Origin of the sequence: Pseudomonas sp. NKUCC02_KPG, assembly GCF_019345465.1 — a bacterium.
Classification (GTDB): domain Bacteria; phylum Pseudomonadota; class Gammaproteobacteria; order Pseudomonadales; family Pseudomonadaceae; genus Aquipseudomonas.
The window spans coordinates 264,532-284,108 of sequence record NZ_JAHKRC010000003.1 but is presented as its reverse complement, the minus strand read 5'-3'; the positions used below and the strand labels follow the sequence as shown (position 1 = coordinate 284,108).

The 19,577-nt window shown below is 50.6% G+C and carries 11 protein-coding genes and 2 pseudogenes; 8 read left to right on the top strand and 5 right to left on the bottom strand.

Going from position 1 to position 19,577, the window contains the following annotated elements; translation table 11 throughout:
• Positions 1–16: 16 nt before the first annotated feature.
• Together KO536_RS05940 and KO536_RS05935 are read right to left on the bottom strand one after the other, a co-directional pair.
• Positions 17–1,570: a ShlB/FhaC/HecB family hemolysin secretion/activation protein gene (locus tag KO536_RS05940; protein ID WP_219261418.1), complete on the bottom strand. Its 1,554-nt coding sequence runs from the start codon at positions 1,568–1,570 to the stop codon at positions 17–19.
• Positions 1,571–1,830: 260 nt separating this feature from the next.
• The gene (locus KO536_RS05935) at positions 1,831–2,280 is read right to left on the bottom strand and encodes a carboxymuconolactone decarboxylase family protein (protein WP_219261417.1); all 450 of its coding nucleotides are present in this window, start codon (positions 2,278–2,280) and stop codon (positions 1,831–1,833) included.
• 132 nt (positions 2,281–2,412) lie between these two features.
• Between KO536_RS05935 and KO536_RS05930 the strand changes: the two genes are divergently transcribed.
• The gene (locus tag KO536_RS05930) at positions 2,413–3,831 is read left to right on the top strand and encodes a PLP-dependent aminotransferase family protein (RefSeq protein WP_219261416.1); all 1,419 of its coding nucleotides are present in this window, start codon (positions 2,413–2,415) and stop codon (positions 3,829–3,831) included.
• 150 nt (positions 3,832–3,981) lie between these two features.
• Here KO536_RS05930 and KO536_RS05925 read toward each other — a convergent pair whose 3' ends face one another.
• The 3 genes from KO536_RS05925 to KO536_RS05915 form a co-directional block, all read right to left on the bottom strand.
• Positions 3,982–5,772: a bifunctional diguanylate cyclase/phosphodiesterase gene (locus tag KO536_RS05925; protein ID WP_219261415.1), complete on the bottom strand. Its 1,791-nt coding sequence runs from the start codon at positions 5,770–5,772 to the stop codon at positions 3,982–3,984.
• 330 nt (positions 5,773–6,102) lie between these two features.
• Positions 6,103–8,298, bottom strand: a complete 2,196-nt coding sequence (locus KO536_RS05920) for an OsmC domain/YcaO domain-containing protein (protein WP_219261414.1) — start codon at positions 8,296–8,298, stop codon at positions 6,103–6,105.
• A gap of 97 nt (positions 8,299–8,395) precedes the next feature.
• A complete protein-coding gene (locus KO536_RS05915; protein WP_219261413.1) occupies positions 8,396–8,569 on the bottom strand; it encodes a hypothetical protein in 174 nt (57 codons plus the stop codon).
• Positions 8,570–9,307: 738 nt separating this feature from the next.
• On the opposite strand from KO536_RS05915, the gene KO536_RS05910 reads away from it, so the two are divergent.
• The 7 genes and pseudogenes from KO536_RS05910 to KO536_RS05880 all read left to right on the top strand — a co-directional run bounded on the left by KO536_RS05910 (position 9,308) and on the right by KO536_RS05880 (position 19,313).
• Positions 9,308–9,748: a low molecular weight protein-tyrosine-phosphatase gene (locus tag KO536_RS05910; protein ID WP_219261412.1), complete on the top strand. Its 441-nt coding sequence runs from the start codon at positions 9,308–9,310 to the stop codon at positions 9,746–9,748.
• A 40-nt stretch (positions 9,749–9,788) separates the two neighbouring features.
• A complete protein-coding gene (locus KO536_RS05905; RefSeq protein ID WP_219261411.1) occupies positions 9,789–12,017 on the top strand; it encodes a polysaccharide biosynthesis tyrosine autokinase in 2,229 nt (742 codons plus the stop codon).
• A gap of 237 nt (positions 12,018–12,254) precedes the next feature.
• Positions 12,255–13,124: pseudogene (locus tag KO536_RS05900) on the top strand (IS5 family transposase); the annotation flags it as partial.
• A 122-nt stretch (positions 13,125–13,246) separates the two neighbouring features.
• Positions 13,247–14,443, top strand: a complete 1,197-nt coding sequence (locus KO536_RS05895) for a lipopolysaccharide biosynthesis protein (protein WP_219261410.1) — start codon at positions 13,247–13,249, stop codon at positions 14,441–14,443.
• 97 nt (positions 14,444–14,540) lie between these two features.
• Positions 14,541–15,764 (top strand): hypothetical protein, encoded by a 1,224-nt coding sequence (locus KO536_RS05890; protein ID WP_219261409.1) that lies wholly within the window; start codon positions 14,541–14,543, stop codon positions 15,762–15,764.
• 589 nt (positions 15,765–16,353) lie between these two features.
• Positions 16,354–17,589 carry an EpsG family protein gene (locus KO536_RS24500; protein WP_219261408.1) on the top strand — a complete coding sequence of 412 codons (1,236 nt, stop codon included), beginning with the start codon at positions 16,354–16,356 and terminating at the stop codon, positions 17,587–17,589.
• Positions 17,590–18,323: 734 nt separating this feature from the next.
• A pseudogene (locus tag KO536_RS05880) lies at positions 18,324–19,313 on the top strand (IS30 family transposase).
• The last annotated feature ends 264 nt before the right edge of the window (positions 19,314–19,577 follow it).

The following is a 19,577-nucleotide window of genomic DNA, read 5'->3' as shown; positions in this document are numbered from 1 at the left end:
GCCACCGGCACCGCGCCTACCCGGATTTGACCCAGCCGTTGTCCAGGCCGATGCGGGGGGTGATGCGGATAGGCAGATCGTTACGCAGCGGCACGTAAAGCGTGTTGCGCCAGACTGCGCCGATGGCACCGGAGGCGCTGTTGTCGCGATAGCCGCGAACCGCCGAGTCGTCGGTGCCCAGCAGTTGCTCGATGGCGGGCAACGGGTCGGGGCTGTATTGCAGCGTCAATTGGCTCTGCCACTGCCAGGGCTGCCCGTATAACTGGCCGTTGCGCCATTGAATGAGGTTGGCGCGGTACGCACCGAATTGCGCTTTGGGCAGGTTGCTCCGCACCCGATCGCGGTCACGGTCTGCCCCTAGCCAGCTCAGGCCCTGGGCATAAGTCACGTCCAGATTCCACACCGCAGCGTCCTGCCAGAACAGATTGAAACCGGCCTCGGCCACCGTAAGTGTCGGACTCTGGATGCCCAGCCGGGCCTTTTGCAGGTAGGTGTCGACCGCCTTGCGGGTCAACTGCAGATGGGCGCTCAGTTGATGGCCCTGGTCGCGCCACAGCACGCGGTCCGCACGCAAGCTGAGCTGATCGGTCCGACCGCTGCCATAGAGTGTGGTGGTACTGAGTTTGATCGGCGCGCGGTACTCGATATGGCTGGCGAATGCACTCAAGGTCCAGTAACCGTAAGGCACCGAATAGAACAGGCTGTTGCTGCGGCTGAAGCGCGGCCCGTGGTTGAGGGTCTCGCTGAAGCCCAGGTTGAGCGCGTCGTTGAGCTGCAACGGGCTGTCCAGACTCAAGCCGATCACCTTGCGATCACGGCCGGTGGCGATGCTGCCAAGATTATCCAGGTTCAGGTCCAGCCCCCAATGGGGCTCGTCGGCGCTTGAACGAAGAATGATCCGCGAAGCCCCCTGCACGCTGCCGGGCGCGATATCCGCCGTGACGTCCACCGAGCGCAGCCGGTTGATCTGGTCCAGCCCCTGTTCCAGATCACGCAGGTTCAGCGGCGCACCCAGCATGGCGGGGAATGCCGTGCGTAACGACAAAGGCAGGCTTTGGTCAGCCAGTTCGATCGTTTCGACATAGCCTTCGTCGACCCGGATATCCAGCGGTTGCCCGGCAGAAGGAGTGCTGCCCAGGTATGGACGGGCGGCGATGTAACCGGCCTCGACGTACAGGCGGGTGATTTCGGCCAGCAGGTGATTGATCCGGTTGATACCCATGCACGGCGCCAAGATGGGCTTGATCCGTGCCTCCAGCACTGCGGGGCGGAACAGGGTGACACCGGCCAGCCGTACCCCTTGGATCGGCCAGCAGTCCACATCTTGCGCGGTGAGCACAGGCTCTGGCGTCACTGAGGACTGTGCGCCGGAACCCGTGCGCTGAAGTTGCCGCCGACGCTGCTCCAGTTGCAGTTGCTGCACGGCCCTTTGTTGTTGCTGCTGAAGGCGCAGGACCTCCTGACCGGGCTGCCCCCCTTCGGCCGCGTCCAGCGCAGAGGAGCACAGACACAGCGAACACAGGATTCGCGCCAGGGTAAAACACCGGGACCTGATCAGGAGAAGCGCCATCACACGAGATCCTCAAAACGCCTTGAAGGCGATTCAGGGCCCTGAAAAAACAGCTCGCAGGGCTTTCATCACTGTGACAACGCACAATTCGTATTATTTCAAATATAAAATTAAAGTTACAAAATGTAGTTAAATTGCCATTGAAGAGGCTTCAGGCTGCGCCCTCGATTAATCAGACATGCCGCGTGTTCCCAGTTTGCGCCCGCTTCATGATCGATCGCAGCCTCGCTACGCTCCTCAGCGGCTACAGGACAACAACGTCACACCGCCGCCGCAGGCTTTAAGCGAAAGGCCACGCCAAACCGGTTATAGGCATTCATCAGGCCGATGCCATAGGTCAGGTCCGCCAGCTCCTTGTCGCTGAACTCGGCGGCCGCGCTCTGGTAGTCCGCATCCGGGATCCCGGTTTGCGCGACAAGCGTGACCGTTTCGGCCCAGGCGAGGGCCACCCGCTCACGGGTCGTGAACAACTCGCCTGCCTCGCGCCACACCGGCACCAGTACCAGCTTTTCGACGCTCAGGCCGGACTTGAGCAGATCCCGTGAGTGCATATCGATGCAGTAGGCGCAGCCGTTGATTTGCGAAACCCGCAGATACACCAGATCAATCAGTACCTTGGGCAATCCGCTGTTTTGCACATACCCGTACACCCCGCCAAAGACTTTGTAGCCCTCGGGTGAAGCCTTGGAATAATCGATACGCTGGTTCATGACGTGCCCTTGCATTGACAGTTTGAGTGGCGCCATAGTGGGGTTTCTTGGCCCTGTCAAAAAGAGCCAAGATTTGGCTTTATCACCAGGCCATGATCTGTCCAGCTCTGGGATCAGGCACAAGGGAACACCATGAAAACCCCCATTCCACACTTCTCCCCTCTTGATCCGGACACCAGCGAACCCATTTACCGGCAACTCTACTGGCGCTTTCGGGAAGCCATTGCCAACGGCCTGCTGGCCCCCGGAGAGCGAGTGCCTGCAGCCCGAGCCCTGGCCAAGGAACTGGGACTGGCCAGGGGCACCATCGATACGGCGTATTCGCTTCTGACCTCAGAGGGCTACTTGCAAGCCCGCGGCCAGGCAGGAACCATCGTGACGCCGGACATCACGATCAAACCAGCACTCGCCACCCGCCCCCCCGAGTCAAGCCCGCCCGTGAGGCACCAGCCCGAGACACTGCCCTTCCAGATGGGCCTGCCAGCGCTGGACGCCTTTCCCAAAAAGGTATGGGCACAAATCGGCGCGCGATGCGTGCGCAGCACCCGTGCCCAGGACATGGCCAACCCGTCGGCTCACGGCCTGCAATCATTGCGTACGGCCATTGCCACTTACCTGCAGGTTTCCCGCGGTATCGCCTGCTCTGCCGCCCAAGTCTTCATCACAGCCGGCTACCGCGACACGTTGTCGCTGATCGCCCATGCTCTGCTCAAGGCCGGTGACAGGGTATTGATTGAAGACCCCGGCTACCCGCCGACCCGCCAGTTACTGGAGCAACTGCAGATCCAGACCGTGGCCCTGCCGGTCGATCATGACGGCATGCAGCTGCCTGCACAGGGAAGCGAGGCGCTGCACGCCCAGGCGGCCGTCGTCACACCCGCCCATCAAAGCCCCTTGTGCGTATCGCTATCGCTGTCCCGCAGACTGGAGCTGCTGGCCTGGGCCAGCCGGCAACAGGCATGGATCATCGAGGACGATTACGACGGCGAATACCGCTACGTCAGCCGCCCGCTGCCCGCACTCAAAAGCCTAGACCGTGATGGACGGGTGCTCTACAGCGGCACGTTCAGCAAAGTGCTGTTTCCGGGGCTGCGCCTGGCTTATGTGGTGGTACCCCAAGCCCAGGTTGAATGCTTTCAACAGGCCAGCCAGACCTTTCGCAGCGGTTGCCCGGAACTGACCCAGGCCATCGTCGCGACGTTCATGACTGAAGGCCATTTCGCCCGGCATATCCAGCGCATGCGCAAGCTTTATAGCGAGCGCAGGGCGTTTACCATGATCGGGCTACAAAACGTGCTGGGGACTCGCGTGCGCATTGATGCCAACCCGGGGGGCATGCACCTGATCCTGCGCCTTGAAGGCCAGCAGCCGGATTGGCAACTGGTGGAGCGCATGCGCCAGGACGGGCTCTTTGCCGAAGCGCTGAGCGAGTGGAGCCTGCAGGGGGAAAAACCTTCGGGTCTGCTGCTGGGGTTTGCCAACATCGCGTCCCAGGCCAGTGCCGAAATACTGGGCGAGCGGATCCTGGCGCTGCTCAAGCCTGCCGGTTAGAACCTGTGGAAACAGAGGCAAAACGCGGTGATGCCATCGCGAGCAAGCCCGCTCCCACACTGTTGTGTGAACACCTTAGTCCTGTGAGAGCTGGCTTGCCTGCGATACAGGCGCCACTCTTCAACGATCGGAACCCGAGCCGTCTCAACATCAAATAAAACAGCGCGGTTCGCGCAAAAGCGCTTCCAGCTCCACCGACGGCAGAGGCCTGCAAAAGAGATAACCCTGCACCTGATTGCAACCGTTTTTCGTCAAAAACTCAAGTTGCTCACGGGTCTCCACACCTTCAGCGATGACTTGCAGGCCAAGGCTGTGAGCCAGCTCGATAATCGTACGCGCAATGGCAGCATCCTGAGGGCTGAAGGTGACTTCACGGATAAACGCGATATCGATTTTGAGCGTGTCGATGGGGAAACGGCTCAGGTACGCAAGGCTCGAATAACCGGTGCCAAAGTCGTCGATGGAGATTTTCACGCCGATGTCCCTCAGTGTCAGCAAACTGCTGACAGTATGGGGCGTGTTCTCCATCAGCGAGCCCTCGGTCAGCTCCACCTCAAGCAAATGGGGGTCGAGCTGATGGGCCTTGAGGGAGCGCTCGATATCATTGACCAGATCGCCTTCGCAAATCTGTTGCGCCGACACATTCACTGCCACTTGCAGCGCCCCCAGGCCTGAGCGCTGCCATTGGGCAATCTGGCTGCACACGCGGTCGATCACCCACTGGCCCACCCGGGATATCAGCCCGAGGGTTTCCAGCAGCGGCACGAAAACCGCCGGAGAAACAGCGGCATGCCCCGGCCGGTGCCAGCGCAACAGTGCTTCCACACCGCAGATCCGACCGTCTGCCAGGCCTATCTTCGGTTGGTAATACACCTCGAACGCCTGCTTGTGAACCGCATCGCGCAATGCGGTTTCAAGTTCCTGACGAGCCATGACCTCGACGTTCATTTGTGCCGTGTAAAAACGGTATGTGTCTTTACCCGCCTGCTTGGCGAGCCCCATGGCCGTATTTGCATGCTTGATCAGGCGGTGCGCCTCGGCGCCATCGTCCGGGTACAGGGCAATCCCGTAACTGGCCGTCATCGGTGTGTCATGGCCATGCAACTTGAATGGATCACGCAGCACCTCGCGGATGCGGTCAACCATCTGTCTGGGGCCTGCCTGGCCTTTGCGGATCATCAGGATCAGCGCAAGTTCGTCGCCATCCATCCGTCCCAGGGTGTCACTGACATTGAGGCAATTGGACAATCGCTGGCTGAACTCTGCCAGCACCTTGTCCCCCATCAAATGGCCCCAGGTCAGGTTGATGTTCTTGAAATCGTTCAGGCCGATCGTAACCACGGCCAGCTGCCAACCCCGCAACGCAGCCTGAGTCAGCCCCATCTGCAGGGTGGTGTAGAACAGGTCGCGATTGGGCAAGCCGGTCAGCGGGTCGTAATTGGCCATTTTAAGCAGCCGCTCATCGGTCCCCATCGCAGAGCGAAAACGCTCCAGGTCGCTGGTGCGTTTTTCCAGCTGCTGCTCAAGCATCAGGGTATGCACCGCCCGATGGTCGCCAAACGCCTTGAGCCGCAGCAGATTGCGTACCCGCAACCACAGTTCGTCACTGGCGACCGGCTTGCACAGAAAGTCCTCGGCACCCGCCTCAAGCCCCAGAAGACGGGCGCTCTGCTCGCCCTGGCCCGACAGCATGATGATGGGGATATTGGCCGTAGATGCATTCGCCTTGAGTCGACGGGCCACCTGATAGCCGTCAATACCGGGCATCGTGGCGTCGAGCAGGATCAAGTCCGGAGGCTGTTGAGCGACCGTGGCCAGGGCCTGTTCACCCGAGCCGGCAGTCAGCGTGCGATAACCCTGTTCTTGCAACAAGCCTTCGAGCAGTGAGCGGATCTGAACGTCATCATCAACGATCAGCAGTGTGGCAGGTATGTTGGACATGGAAAGCGCTCAAATAAGGGGCCGCCAAGGCAATTTCAAGCCTGATCTGCAGGGAAATCCACTTAGCGTCTGATACCCGTATAGAGGAGCAGTTAAGCACCGATACGGGTGCTTCACCACGACAGCAGAAAACAAAAAAGCACCCTCAGGTGCTTTTGCTTGTCAGTCCAGCGCAGAAACTTGAACCCGTGCGGGAGCGGGCTTGCTCGCGATGAAAGCGACACGGCAAGACAGTCACACCGGGCCGTTCCAATCGCGAGCAACCCCGCTCCCACAGCACTTATTGACTGACGGGCATTACCCGGTCGAGGTGCTTTTTGGCCAACGCCATCAACCCTGGGTCCTGGCCCGCGCCGTGTGCAGCTTCTTGTAGCTCTCGATCAGGCGCAGATGCTTGTCCAGCCCTTCGAGCTTCATGCTGGTTGGCGTCAAGCCATGGAAGCGCACGGTGCTCTCCACCGACCCGATCGCGGCATCCATCCGATCGTTGCCAAACATGCGACGAAAGTTGGCTTCGTAGTCTTCCAGCTCCAGGTCTTCGTCCAGCTTCATTTCCAGCACAGCATTCACGGCCTGGTAGAACAAGCCGCGCTCTACCGTGTTGTCGTTGTACTGCAGGAACATTTCCACCGCTTCCTTCGCCTCTTCATATTGCTCCAGGGCGAGATAGATCAGCAGCTTCAACTCCAGGATCGTCAACTGGCCCCAGGCGGTGTTGTCGTCAAACTCGATGCCGATCAAGGTAGTGATATCGGTGTAATCATCCAGCTCGCTTTCCACCAGACGCTCAACCAGGCCTTTAAGCTCGTCCAGATCCAGGCGATGCAGATTCAGGATATCGGCACGGAAGAACAGCGCCTTGTTGGTGTTATCCCAGATCAGGTCGTCGGCCGGATAGATTTCCGAATAGTCCGGCACCAGGATACGGCAGGCCTTGGCGCCGAGATGCTCATATACCGCCATGTACACTTGCTTGCCCATGCCTTCGAGAATCCCGAACAGGGTTGCGGCCTCTTCGCTATTGGCGTTTTCACCCTGGCTCGTGAAGTCCCACTCAACGAATTCGTAATCGGATTTCGAGCTGAAGAAGCGCCACGACACCACACCGCTGGAGTCGATAAAGTGCTCGACGAAGTTATTGGGCTCAGTCACCGCGTGACCTTCAAAGGTCGGCTGAGGCAAATCGTTGAGGCCTTCGAAACTGCGGCCTTGCAACAACTCCGTCAGGCTGCGTTCCAGTGCCACTTCCAGGCTCGGGTGCGCACCGAATGAAGCGAACACACCGCCAGTGCGTGGATTCATCAGGGTGACGCACATCACCGGGAACTCACCGCCCAGGGACGCATCCTTGACCAGCACCGGGAACCCCTGCTCTTCCAGCGCCTGGATACCGGCCACGATTCCCGGGTACTTGGCCAACACCTCTTGCGGCACATCCGGCAGGGCGAATTCGCCCTCGATGATTTCGCGTTTGACCGCACGCTCAAAAATCTCCGACAGACACTGCACCTGGGCTTCGGCCAAGGTATTGCCTGCGCTCATGCCGTTGCTCAAAAACAGGTTTTCGATCAGGTTGGACGGGAAATACACCACCTCACCGTCCGACTGGCGCACGAACGGCAGCGAGCAGATACCGCGCTCCTCATTGCCGGAGTTGGTATCGATCAGGTGGGAGCCCCGCAACTCGCCCTCGCGGTTGTAAACCTTCAGGCAGTGGGCATCGAGAATCTCGGGCGGCAGCTCATCCTTGCGCCCTGGCTTGAACCAGCGCTCTTCGGGGTAATGCACAAACTCGGCATTGGCGATCTCTTCGCCCCAGAACTGGTCGTTGTAGAAGAAGTTGCAATTGAGCCGCTCGATAAACTCGCCCAATGCCGACGCCAGGGCGCCTTCCTTGGTCGCACCCTTGCCGTTGGTGAAGCACATCGGGGATTGCGCATCGCGGATATGCAGCGACCACACATTCGGCACGATATTGCGCCACGACGCGATCTCAATCTTCATGCCCAGGCCAGCCAGAATGCCGGACATATTGGCAATAGTCTGCTCCAGTGGCAGATCCTTGCCGGCAATATAAGTACCCGCCTCCGAACCGCTTGAAGGCATCAGCAGCGCCTGAGCGTCGGCGTCGAGGTTTTCCACCTCTTCAATCACAAACTCGGGCCCGGCTTGCACCACCTTCTTCACGGTGCAGCGGTCGATGGAGCGCAGGATGCCCTGACGGTCCTTCTCCGAGATATCCGCAGGCAACTCGACCTGAATCTTGAAAATCTGGTTGTAGCGGTTTTCGGGGTCAACAATGTTGTTCTGCGAGAGGCGGATATTCTCGGTAGGAATATTGCGGGTCGCGCAGTACAACTTAACGAAGTAAGCCGCGCACAACGCCGACGAAGCGAGAAAGTAATCGAACGGACCAGGAGCCGAACCATCGCCCTTGTAACGGATAGGCTGATCGGCAACCACGGTGAAGTCATCGAACTTGGCTTCAAGTCGGAGGTTGTCGAGAAAGTTGACCTTGATTTCCATGCGGGATTACCAGAATAACCAGACAAATAATTGGCGGCCATTATCCGGTTTTTCAGCGTGAAGTCTTGTGCTTTTGCGCGGCGCCCGCTGGCCGGCGTCAAGCGGCCCCTGGGCAAAAACTGTAGTCGCTGACGAGCAGCGCGAGGCTGCGATCGACGTGATGCGGCACCCCGACGAAGCCGTCGCAGGGCCAAAACTCCCAGCTCGAATGGACTACCGTGTGATCTGACTTCACGAGGGCTTCGCAAAACCAGAAAACCTTGAGCATCATTACACCCACCAACCGTGACCACAAACAACAATTCAGTCACTCTTTTGGTGCAACTCAAAGACCCGCCCTATATATATGCACAAACAAAATGCACTAACCCAGATCAAACACTTCATATACAACTCTTATATCTAGAACTAGCACCCCATACTCAAGACAATTAACCCCCTCCCACAACTTGTTCATAAAACACTATTTACACAGACATATCAAAATGCCACTATCGATACAAGCAAACCGACCACAAGGTACGGCACGCCCCCTGCACGACTCGCTTTCAGGCCAACTCACACCGGCCAGCGCACACCTCCCCGCCCGTACAAGGCCCAGGCAAGGGTCGCCACACCGCCCTGAGCAGTGCCCGTTACCACAGGGCCCGGCTCCAGGCACCTGCCATTGGGCGGAGTTATTTTTAGTCGGGAACGGCCAAAATGTTATTTATTGTCAGGCAATAAATATTGAAATACGCCTATATAGCCTGAATATAAATCTCTGCCGATTTAAAGGTTGATATTGCAATCGTTTCGCAGTTAATATTTTCGTTGTTCAACTTCGTACCGCCCATTATCTGTAATAAAGCAGGAGCCACTGCGCTCCCGCCCAGGCCATCGCCACATCAAACTGATGCGGGCAGCCTTTATTGATAGGCACTGCCATCTCCTGGATCGGGGATATTGGTCGTGACGAATCGTTAAATGCTCTCGCCGGCTGAGCATGTTTGGCACAAAGGAAGCTGCCTTGTTTAAACGAATCATGATTGTCTGCATTGGCAACATTTGCCGCAGCCCCACCGCCGAACATCTCATGCGGGTCGCACTGGCGCCCTCCGACATCGTCGTGAGTTCCGCAGGCCTCAGCGCCGTAAAAAGCAAGCCCATCGAAGCCACAGCGGCGGCCGTTCTAGAAGAACATGGCCACGCCGTGCCTGAACACATTTCTACCCAGCTGACTGCCGCCAAGATAAATGAAGCCGATCTTATTTTGGTCATGGAACAACATCATATTAATGGTGTCCTAAGCCTCGCTCCAGAGGCACGGGGCAAAGTATTCCTGTTGGGCAAATGGCAAGACAACCGCGAAATCAACGACCCGTACCGCCAGGGCAAGCCTGCCTTTGTGCACGCGTACGCACTGATTGACGCCGCCGTAAATGCATGGGCCCAGCGGATCAAACGCTGAGTCATCCCTCGAATTACCTGTGAAGATAAAGAACCGACTTATGCAGCAAGCACCTGTGACAAAGCCCCATGAGCACGATGACGACAACGACCAGATTGACCTGATGGGGTTGTTGGGCACGCTGATCGATCATAAATGGCTGATTGCAGGCGTGACCGGCGTCTTTATGGCTGCAGGTGTTGCCTATGCCCTGCTCGCTACACCGGTGTACCAAGCGAATGCGTTGATCCAGGTTGAAGCCAAGAAAAACGACATGCTGGGCTTCTCTGATATCGGCAGCATGCTGGGCAAAGAGTCACCGTCAGCTACAGAAATCGAATTGATGAAGTCTCGCAAAAATATCGGTGCCGCAGTTGATAACTTGAAACTGGACATTGAGGTCGAACCTAACTACTTCCCTGTGATTGGTGAGTTTCTCGCCCGACGCTTTAAACCTGATACAGAAAACAGTGTAGCTAACCCCTTACTTGGCCTGAATAGCTTTGCCTGGGGCGGTGAGAAGCTAAAGCTTGCTGTACTAGAGCTACCCCAAGAGCTTCTCGATACAGACCTCACTTTGGTGAGTGGCAAAGATGGCAGCTTTACTTTGCTTGATGAAGACAAAAATTCATTAGTGGAAGGTCAAGTGGGCCAATCCTATGACCAAAATGGTATAAAACTGCAGGTAGAGTCTCTTCAAGCCAACCCGGGCACAACATTTAACATAGTCCGACACCCCCGCCTAACCACAATCCTGACTTACCAGAAAGCGCTAGATGTGTCGGAGCGTGGTAAGGAGTCCGGCATGGTTGCGCTGGCGCTTGAAAACACCGAACCAAGCATAGCCATTCAGACACTTAATGAAATCGCTCGTTTGTATGTGCAGCAGAATATCGAGCGCACCTCGGCTGAGGCAGCTCAAAGCTTGGGGTTCCTAAAAGACCAATTGCCGCAAGTTCGTAAAGATCTGGAAAAAGCTGAAGAAGCACTAAACAAGTTTCAGATACGCAGTAAATCGATTGATATTAGCCTTGAAGCTAAAGCCATTCTCGACCAGATCGTGGCATTGGATACCAGCATATCGACCCTGAAACTGCAACAAGCAGAGATGGACCGCAAGTTTACTCCACAGCATCCAGCCTACCGTGCATTAATGGGCCAACTGGCAGAACTAACCAGTAAACAACAGCGTTTGGCCAAACAAGTTGAAAACCTACCTTCGACTCAGCAAGAACTGTTGAGCCTGACCCGCGACCTGAAGGTAGGTACCGAGATTTATACCCAGCTTTTGAATAAATCTCAGGAGCTAGACGTGATGCGCGCAGGCGCTGTAGGCAATGTGCGCTTAATCGACACTGCAGATGTAGACCTGCGATTTCCAGTAAAACCTAAAAAAGCCTTGATCGTGTTAATAGCGGCACTTCTCGGCGCACTGCTGGCCATAGGCTTAGTACTGTTTCGAAAAGCCCTTAACCGCGGCGTTGAAAACCCTGATGACATCGAAAAGCTCGGCTTGCCGGTATATGCCTCGATTCCATTCAGCTCGCTGCAGAAAGTAGAAGACGATAAAAGTACTAATGGCCGCGGCACTCGCGTCATACCATTGCTGGCGAGTAGCCATCCAACCGATCTGGCAATTGAAGGCTTGCGCAGTCTACGTACCAGCCTGCATTTTGCTATGCTGGAAGCCAACAACAACCGACTTATGATTTCCGGCCCAAGCCCCAAGGTCGGAAAGTCCTTCGTCTCCTCAAATCTGGCGGCAGTAATTGCTCAATCCGGACAGCGTGTACTGCTGGTAGACGTGGACATGCGTAAAGGATACATCCACAAAATGTTTGGCATTCCGGTAGAAAACGGTCTATCCGATTTGCTGGCGAAACGCTGCGACCTCGACACCGCCATTCATAAAACTGAAATCGAATATCTCGATGTCATCGGTCGAGGGCAAATCCCACCAAATCCATCAGAGCTGCTCATGCACAAGAACTTCAGTGAGTTCCTAGAGCAGATCAGCGCCAGATACGACCAAATTATTCTCGATACTCCTCCCTTCCTAGCGGTAACCGATGCCGCAATTGTTGGCCGTCAATCGGGTACCAATTTGATTGTGACTCGATTCGAGCTAAACCCGGCCCGTGAAATTGAATTAACCATGCGCCGCTTTGCCCAAAATGGCATTGAACTTAAAGGCGCCATTTTCAATGGTGTTGAAAAACGCGCTTCCGCCAAGTATGGCTATGGGGCATACGGCTATTACAACTATGAATATAAATCCGACAGCGTTTAATCACAAAATATTTATACAGCTCTGCGCACCTTGATCACTTCAGGGTGCTTTTATTATATAAATACTCAAGTAACAACAAAACACAGAGAATTGAACCGCTTTCAGGGACTGGCGAAAAATCCTGTGGCGGTAGCGTGTCTAAATGTAAATTAGCAGTACTAGGGGAACTCTGAAAAAGCATTTCAAATAAGGTGAAATACCCCTGCCCCAATCTTTGCGCGGCTGATCCCTGGGGAAGTGGATGTTTTTGCTGATGCCAAATACGCTGGCAAACGTAAGAAAACCAACCTTGAACGTTTTCTTATCTAAATGGATCAGGCTGTGCTCTGGAAGGGCTTAATCAAGCTGATCGAGCCGCACTATCCAAGGTGTGAAGTCAATCGTCCGACGTATCCTTTGATGGCCATGTTGCGGGTTCATCTGATGCAAAAATTGTTCGGTTATAGCGATCCGACCATGGAAGAGTCGCTCTGCGAAACTGCAATTTTGCGCCAGTTTCCCGGACTGCATCTGGATCGGATTTCGGATGAAACCACTATCCTCAACTTCCGCCTATTGCTGGAACAGCATGAGTTGGCCGGCGGGATTCTACAGGTGATCAATGGCTATTCCGTGACCTGTTGCTGCGTCAAGGCACCAAAGACGATACGACGATGGTTCATGCGCCGTGTTCGACGAAGAACAAGGACGGCAAGAATGACCCGAAAATGCGCTAGACGAAGAAAGGAGTCAATATTTCTTCTGGATGAAAACGCACGTCGGTGTCGATACTGAATCGGGCTTGGTGCACAGTGTAGTGGGCGCGGCGGCCAATGTGGCGGGCGCAACCCAGGTCGTTCACTTGCTGCATGGTGAGCAAACTTACGTCTATGGCGACGCGGGTCACACCGGCGTTGAAAAACATCATGAGCATCAACACCGCCCGAAGATCTCGTCGATTGCTGCAAGGCCCAACAGTTTCGCAAAGCACTGCAAAAGAGTTTGATCGGTCGCATGCGTCAGAAAATCGAACACGGGAAAGCTCAAAAACGCGGGAAGGTTGATTATCCGTTTTGAGTGATCAAGCGCCAGTTAGGTTATACGAAAGTGTGCTTCCCAGGGCCTTGCTAAAACACTGCGAAGCCGCCCACGCTGCTTACACTGTCGAACCTGTAGATTATGTGAAAGCGATTGCTGAATACCAAGCGAAATCAACTGCCCCTAGATAGCTACGGATACTTAATCAATATATGAGTTTAAAGAAGAAGGACACGGCAATATCATTCGCAGGAGTAGTTGCCGGACAAGCAGTACTTTTTCTATGCATAGCCATTATAGGCAGAGAATGGGGTTCGATAGAGCTCGGAAAATTCAACTTTAACGTAAATATAGCAATGTTTATCGGAACCATAATGGCATTTCGGTATGAGTTGGCCTGCGTAGCCGAAACAGAACAACGCTCGAGCGCTGCATTAGTTAACGTTTGCTTGATAGCGCTAGCCTCCTTTTCTTTTTTGTATCTGGCAACAATACTATCCGGCAAAGATGAATACCAAATAGTATTAATATTCTCCCTGACTTTTTTAATACAACAAGCTTGCAATCATTATCTAAATTCCTGTAGGAAATATGCGATAATTGGAATAACCAAAGTACTTACAAACATTACATTCGCGTCTTTATTAGCAATGGCTGTATCACTAAAAAAGCTTGAAGATACATTTGTAATATATACAATCGCAAATTTAATACTTACAACTACTATATTGTTTATAATACTAAAAAATCAAAAACCCAAAAAACCTCATATAAAATTCTTGTTTGAAAATATTTCATTCGCCAAATATACTCTCCCAGCGACGCTACTCAACTCAACACTACTCTACTCGCTACCAATAATCATACCTGTTTTATTTGGGGACATGACCGCCGGCTATTTTGCAGCAACTCAAAGATTCGGATTTTTCCCAGTATCTCTGATAGCCCAAAGCATTGGCGGAATAGTTCGAAGAGAAGCAATTACCGCAGTACATAATGACATAGATGCCAAGGGATTGTTTTTAATTTACAAAAGTTACGCAATTCTTCTTATTCTATTAGCTATCGCATATTTAATTTTAGGCTGTGTTTTCTTTGATTTGATTTTAGAAATTGTATTCGATAAGAGCTGGCACCAAGCTACAATTTTTTTCTACATCTTATCTCCATTATATGCACTACAAATGATTTATATACCATTATCGCAAATCTTACTCGCAACACAAAACCAAAGAACGGACCTATTAATCCAAACAATTATATTTTTATCGACAGTCAGTTCACTAACTATAGCTTACACCCTATCCTTAAGCCCCAACGCAACCCTTATGGCATATTCCTTATCAAACATGATTAGCCTATCGATAGGCCTGCTTATAACATTAAAAATAGCTAAATCTACTCAATAACGACCATTTAAGCCACAATATTTTAAAGAATCGCTTAAATCGAAAAAAGTAAATTTAGAATTGCACACTAATACAAAACCACTACGGCATTTAAAAAATGATATTCATTATTATAGACTCCCTGGAAAGATATAATTTCTTTTCTAGATTTTCGCGATCTGTTGCCAATAGCGAAAATATTTTATTTATTACCACAGAACCATTAGCACATTTTAAGTCTTTTTTAAAAAAACAGAATTCCTATCTACTACGCAAAGAAAAAAGCCCAAGCAATGAAGAGTTCGCAAACACACAAGAAGAAATAACTAGTGTTGTGAGCTCCTCAATTGAAGTACTCAACCAAAAGATTTTACTTTCAGATGCTACAAATGACTTTATAAGTATCACAAAACAACTAGAACTCCTTATTTTAGAACACAAACCAAATAAAATATTACTTTGGAATGGACAGCAACTTCTAGGACGGTGCGTAACAAAAATAGCTTTGGCACATTATATAGATACAATATATCTTGAAATTTCTAACCTGCCGAACAAGATATTTTGCGATCCTGTGGGCGTTAACGCTCTTTCGTCTATATCACTAGATCCGACTATACTTGACAAACTCCCCAGCATAGATGAAGGCACTCACTTAAGCTGGATGAGCACTTACGAAAAATACAAAGACTTTCCTACGCCACAATCCAAGAACAACTACACAGCAAAAATTCAATCCGTAGTTAATCAGTGGCTAAAAAAACCAACAAAATCTACAATCAAAAACAACATACATAAGTCAAATTTTAAAAATTCACTGAGCCACATTGCGCCTTCTACTCAGTGCAACGCAGATTACTTGAAAAGCACAGACTACATTTTTCTTCCGCTTCAAGTTTCGGGAGATACTCAAGTAAAACTTCACTCTTCGAAAAACAATATTGACGCAGTACATTATTCTGCAGAGATAGCGCAGAAAGAAAATTTAAAACTCATCGTCAAAATTCACCCAGCTGAAACTAACCGAATGGAAATCGAAAAAATAATACAGTTACAGAGCACCTACAACTTCATACTGACAAATACGAACACTACATCTTTAATAAAGAATTGCCGCAAAATAATAACAATAAACTCGACAGTAGGCCTTGAAGGTCTTTTGTATAGGAAAGAGGTTGTCGCATTAGGTAAAAATTTCTACATATCATTTGATCATGAGCGATTACTTAAATACATTCATGGCTATCTTGTAGACGATGTGGACTACTTCTCTAAAACCCTAATAAATACCAAATCAATAAAACACATACTATCGACAACAAATAAAACCCGCACCAACTAGCGTGTTAACATCAATAACTTTGTCAAGAAGTGTAATTTTATTTTTAACCCCTCCATAACTATACGAAGGTGCGCTTTCAGAACCTTGTTTGAAACAGCGCGCAGCTGAGCACGTTACGTGCTCTGTTGAACCTATAGGGGTTCGCGGACAATGAGCGTTGACAAGCTCTTGTTTGCAAGAAACGGGGCATTGTGCGACGAAAAGGTGTTTTAGATTGAATCAGAGTTTTTTTGCACCCAGCAATAATTGGTTAATTAAAACCGTCTACACATTTCAGATCTTCTCTAAGGAAGAAAATATGCTGCACACGGCCTTTACACCTAGTATTCAGTGTTACCTAGTATAAAGGAGCAATGGCCTCTACAATTCTGCCGTTGGCGGAGCTGGGTTTGTCAGTGCATAGTGGAAAAATAATGATATTTCCTATCGGTTTAGCGCTGCCAGATAATACGTTGTGATTGTAAATTTTCGTTGGCCGTGATCACATAGGTCGTAAGCATTGAAATAAACAATTACGTCAGTTCGATAGCGTGTTGCGTGCAGCTTTTGCAACTGTTATCTTTAAAATATAAACCGAAGAAAAGGTTGTATGCAAACCCTACTCACAACATTAAAATCACGCAAACCCACGCTAGCCGTAGTTGGTATCACTTGCTATACAATACTATTAGCTTTGCTACCTATTTTAACGCTATGGGCTACAGCATCTTATTGTACGTTTTTAATATTCGTTAAGCGATCTACTTCCGCCCGTATAACAGGGATGATAGCATTAATACTTCTAAGCACTATGTTTATGGTTTTTATTGCGACAAAAGACTCAAGTTACTTACTAGGCAATGACAAGTCACAATATATTGAATACATGCAATCTTTTTTAGAAGGGCACTTCTGGAGCACAGTACAAAGCCAGCCTGAAGTAATATCTTATGGTATAATCAACTTCATCGCTCACCTCACAGGAGTATCAAATAGCAGCTTCGCGATCATATTCCTAATTTCATTTTTAATTTTAATTTTTTCTCTGTATAGGCTAACTGAAGGAGCATCAATTCCAATTATTTGCCTAATACTATCATCATTCGTTTTATACAGTACTTATGGAAATGTAATACGACAATCTATAGCTGTATCTTTTTTGTTTCTGGCCCTTTCCGTCTCAAAACAAAAAAGAGCTTTCGCGTTAGCCTTAGTATTCCTATCCCACTTATCGTCGATTATTTTTGCACCATTTTTTATCTTTAAAAACAAGATTGAGAAATTACAAAGCAATATAATGCACGTAATATTAATATCCGCAATCGCCTACTGCGTTGGTAGCTTCGTAATAAGTCATCTTTCCGATGGTCTTTTTAGTTCATTCGTTTACTTAGACAACAAAGTAGAACTTTACTCTCAATGGGAGGAATATGACACAACGAAGTCTATAACGATGTCATTTTTGCTTTTCTTTATCTCGTGTATATCAAGGTCAAAAATAATAAAAATGCCCGCGGGCATCAATACAACTCCGAAAACACTTAATACTCTAAATGAGCTATGGCTATTCTCAAATTATATATTTCTATTCTTAATGTTGAGCTCACCAATAAGCAAAGTATTCGACCGCTTATACATTTACTACTACTTAATAGCATTTACATACCTGATACTATTTCTGCAAACTAGAGCAAACATCCAAATACGAATTATTTCAGCCCTATTGCTTGTATCCTACTTCACTATATATCTAGTAAAGAACATAATCTTCTATGACCAATTTTACTGTATAGCATCAACAAACTTTCTTTTTGATAACATTCTTACCATTTATTCCTGCTTGTAGGGAATCTTCAACAACATCTCACATGTAACATTTTAACTCCAAGATGGAGAACGGATACCAACAACTCACCTAATAAACTCCCACATAATCCAAAGCGTTAGCTGAATCCAAAGCGCTAACTACTTAGGTTATTATTCGACTAGTTGGTGGTTATAGAGACCTATGGCAATGCTCCTAAGTGCGACTAGTCGGTTTGCGGTTGGTACAATTCTTTCTATTGCGAAGCCGCTCGTTGCGCCGCTTTCACGCCAAACTGCTGAAGCCTCGCACAATACCGTTACCCTAATTTGAAACCTGACGACCTTTTATTCAGGCTTTTAATTCGCGGCGGGACTGGGATCCTTGACGAACAGTGAGAAGAGTTGAAGCCAAGCAACTGGTGGCTAACTAAGACATCTTTCTAGGAACGCGTTGATGCATGGCCCTCGCTCGACGAGCCCAATATATAGAGTATCGCTCAAAGTGAGATAAGCGCAGGTTACCCTGCTACCTTATAATGTGACTGCTGATGCAGTGGATAAAGGTACGTTTGAACTCTGTACCTCGTGCCGACCAAATCTTGCCCTATTCGGCCGCACTTGCACGTATGCACATGGGAAACTGAAATAGCATTAATGACTAAAAATGCGGCACAGGTTGTAAACACATGATATTGAAATAGAGCGAACAATTATAAGAGCGGCGGTCGCGACAACTGAGAGCAGCGCCTGGCCTTTCCGCTACGGTGCTGCCCCATGTCCTATAACGAACTCAACATCGAAGGACGCGCTACCAATATAATTAGTCATGTCCAGGGCCTCAGCCAACGCCGGATTGCTCCGCTGATGGTCGAACGATCCAGCCGGGAGCTGCACCACAATCGAGAGGTATGCGGGAGTTACTGAGCCCGTGCGACCCAGCAACAGATACAACCCCGCCGTCAAACCTGTCGACCAATGCGAGAGCTATTGCCGGGTAGTGAACGATTCGAGTTGGTGGCCCATATTCTGGGCAAGCGTTTGTCCCTTGAGTAGATTGCCGGCAAGCTAGGCAGCATTAATATTCACAACCTTAGATATGTCTACGTCTGTAGCGAGACGATCTATACCCAGCCGCTCGGCGAACTACGCAAGGAACTGACCTCTTATACACCAAGGTAAAACGGCCCGCCAGCCACGCTGAGGCGGCGAGGATCGACACGGCCGGATTCCAGAGATGGTCAGCATTCACGTGCGCCCGCCGGGAATTGAAGACCGGCTGATGCCGGCGTATAGGGAAGGTGAACTGATCAAGGGCAAGGCCAACGCCTCTTTCTTAGGAACGTTGGTGGGACACATCATTGGGGCCATCTGATTCTGTTGAAGATGAATGACGCGAGGCAATCGAATGCTTGAGCGCTGCGCTCAATAGCATGCCGCTGGCGATGCGCAGGACCTACGATCAGGGCCGAGAGATGGCGCTACATGCAGAAATTACCCAGAACACAGGGGTGGCGATTTACTTCTGCGTCTCGCACAACCCTTGGCAGCACGGCAATAATAAACATATCAACGAGCTCATCCTCCAGTGCTTACCCACAGGGACTGACTTGTCAGGGCACAGCCTGGAACAGTTGGGTGCTATTACCTTGCAACTGAACATGCCCCACGTAGACGCATCGATTTCAAATGTCCGATCGAAGTGATGAGTAAGATGATGATAAGGGCATCGCGATGCAGCACGATACTCCCACCTCAATTCAATAACCGTGTTGCACTCATCTCCAGCAATCGCTATGAGTAATGGGTGGCCTAACTTCAGTGTAGGCATCCATATCTCATTTCAGGACATAGGGCATCATTTTGAAAGCTCTGATTAATTTAAAATTCGGAATATTAAGTTTAAATTAAATCATCCAAGACACTACATTTGTTTAAATTCGAATTAAATAGCCCCGCCCTTAGACTGGCAGTTAGCTACAACTATACGCCTACTAAATCCGTTCAGAGGCAATAAACGATTTTTCAGAA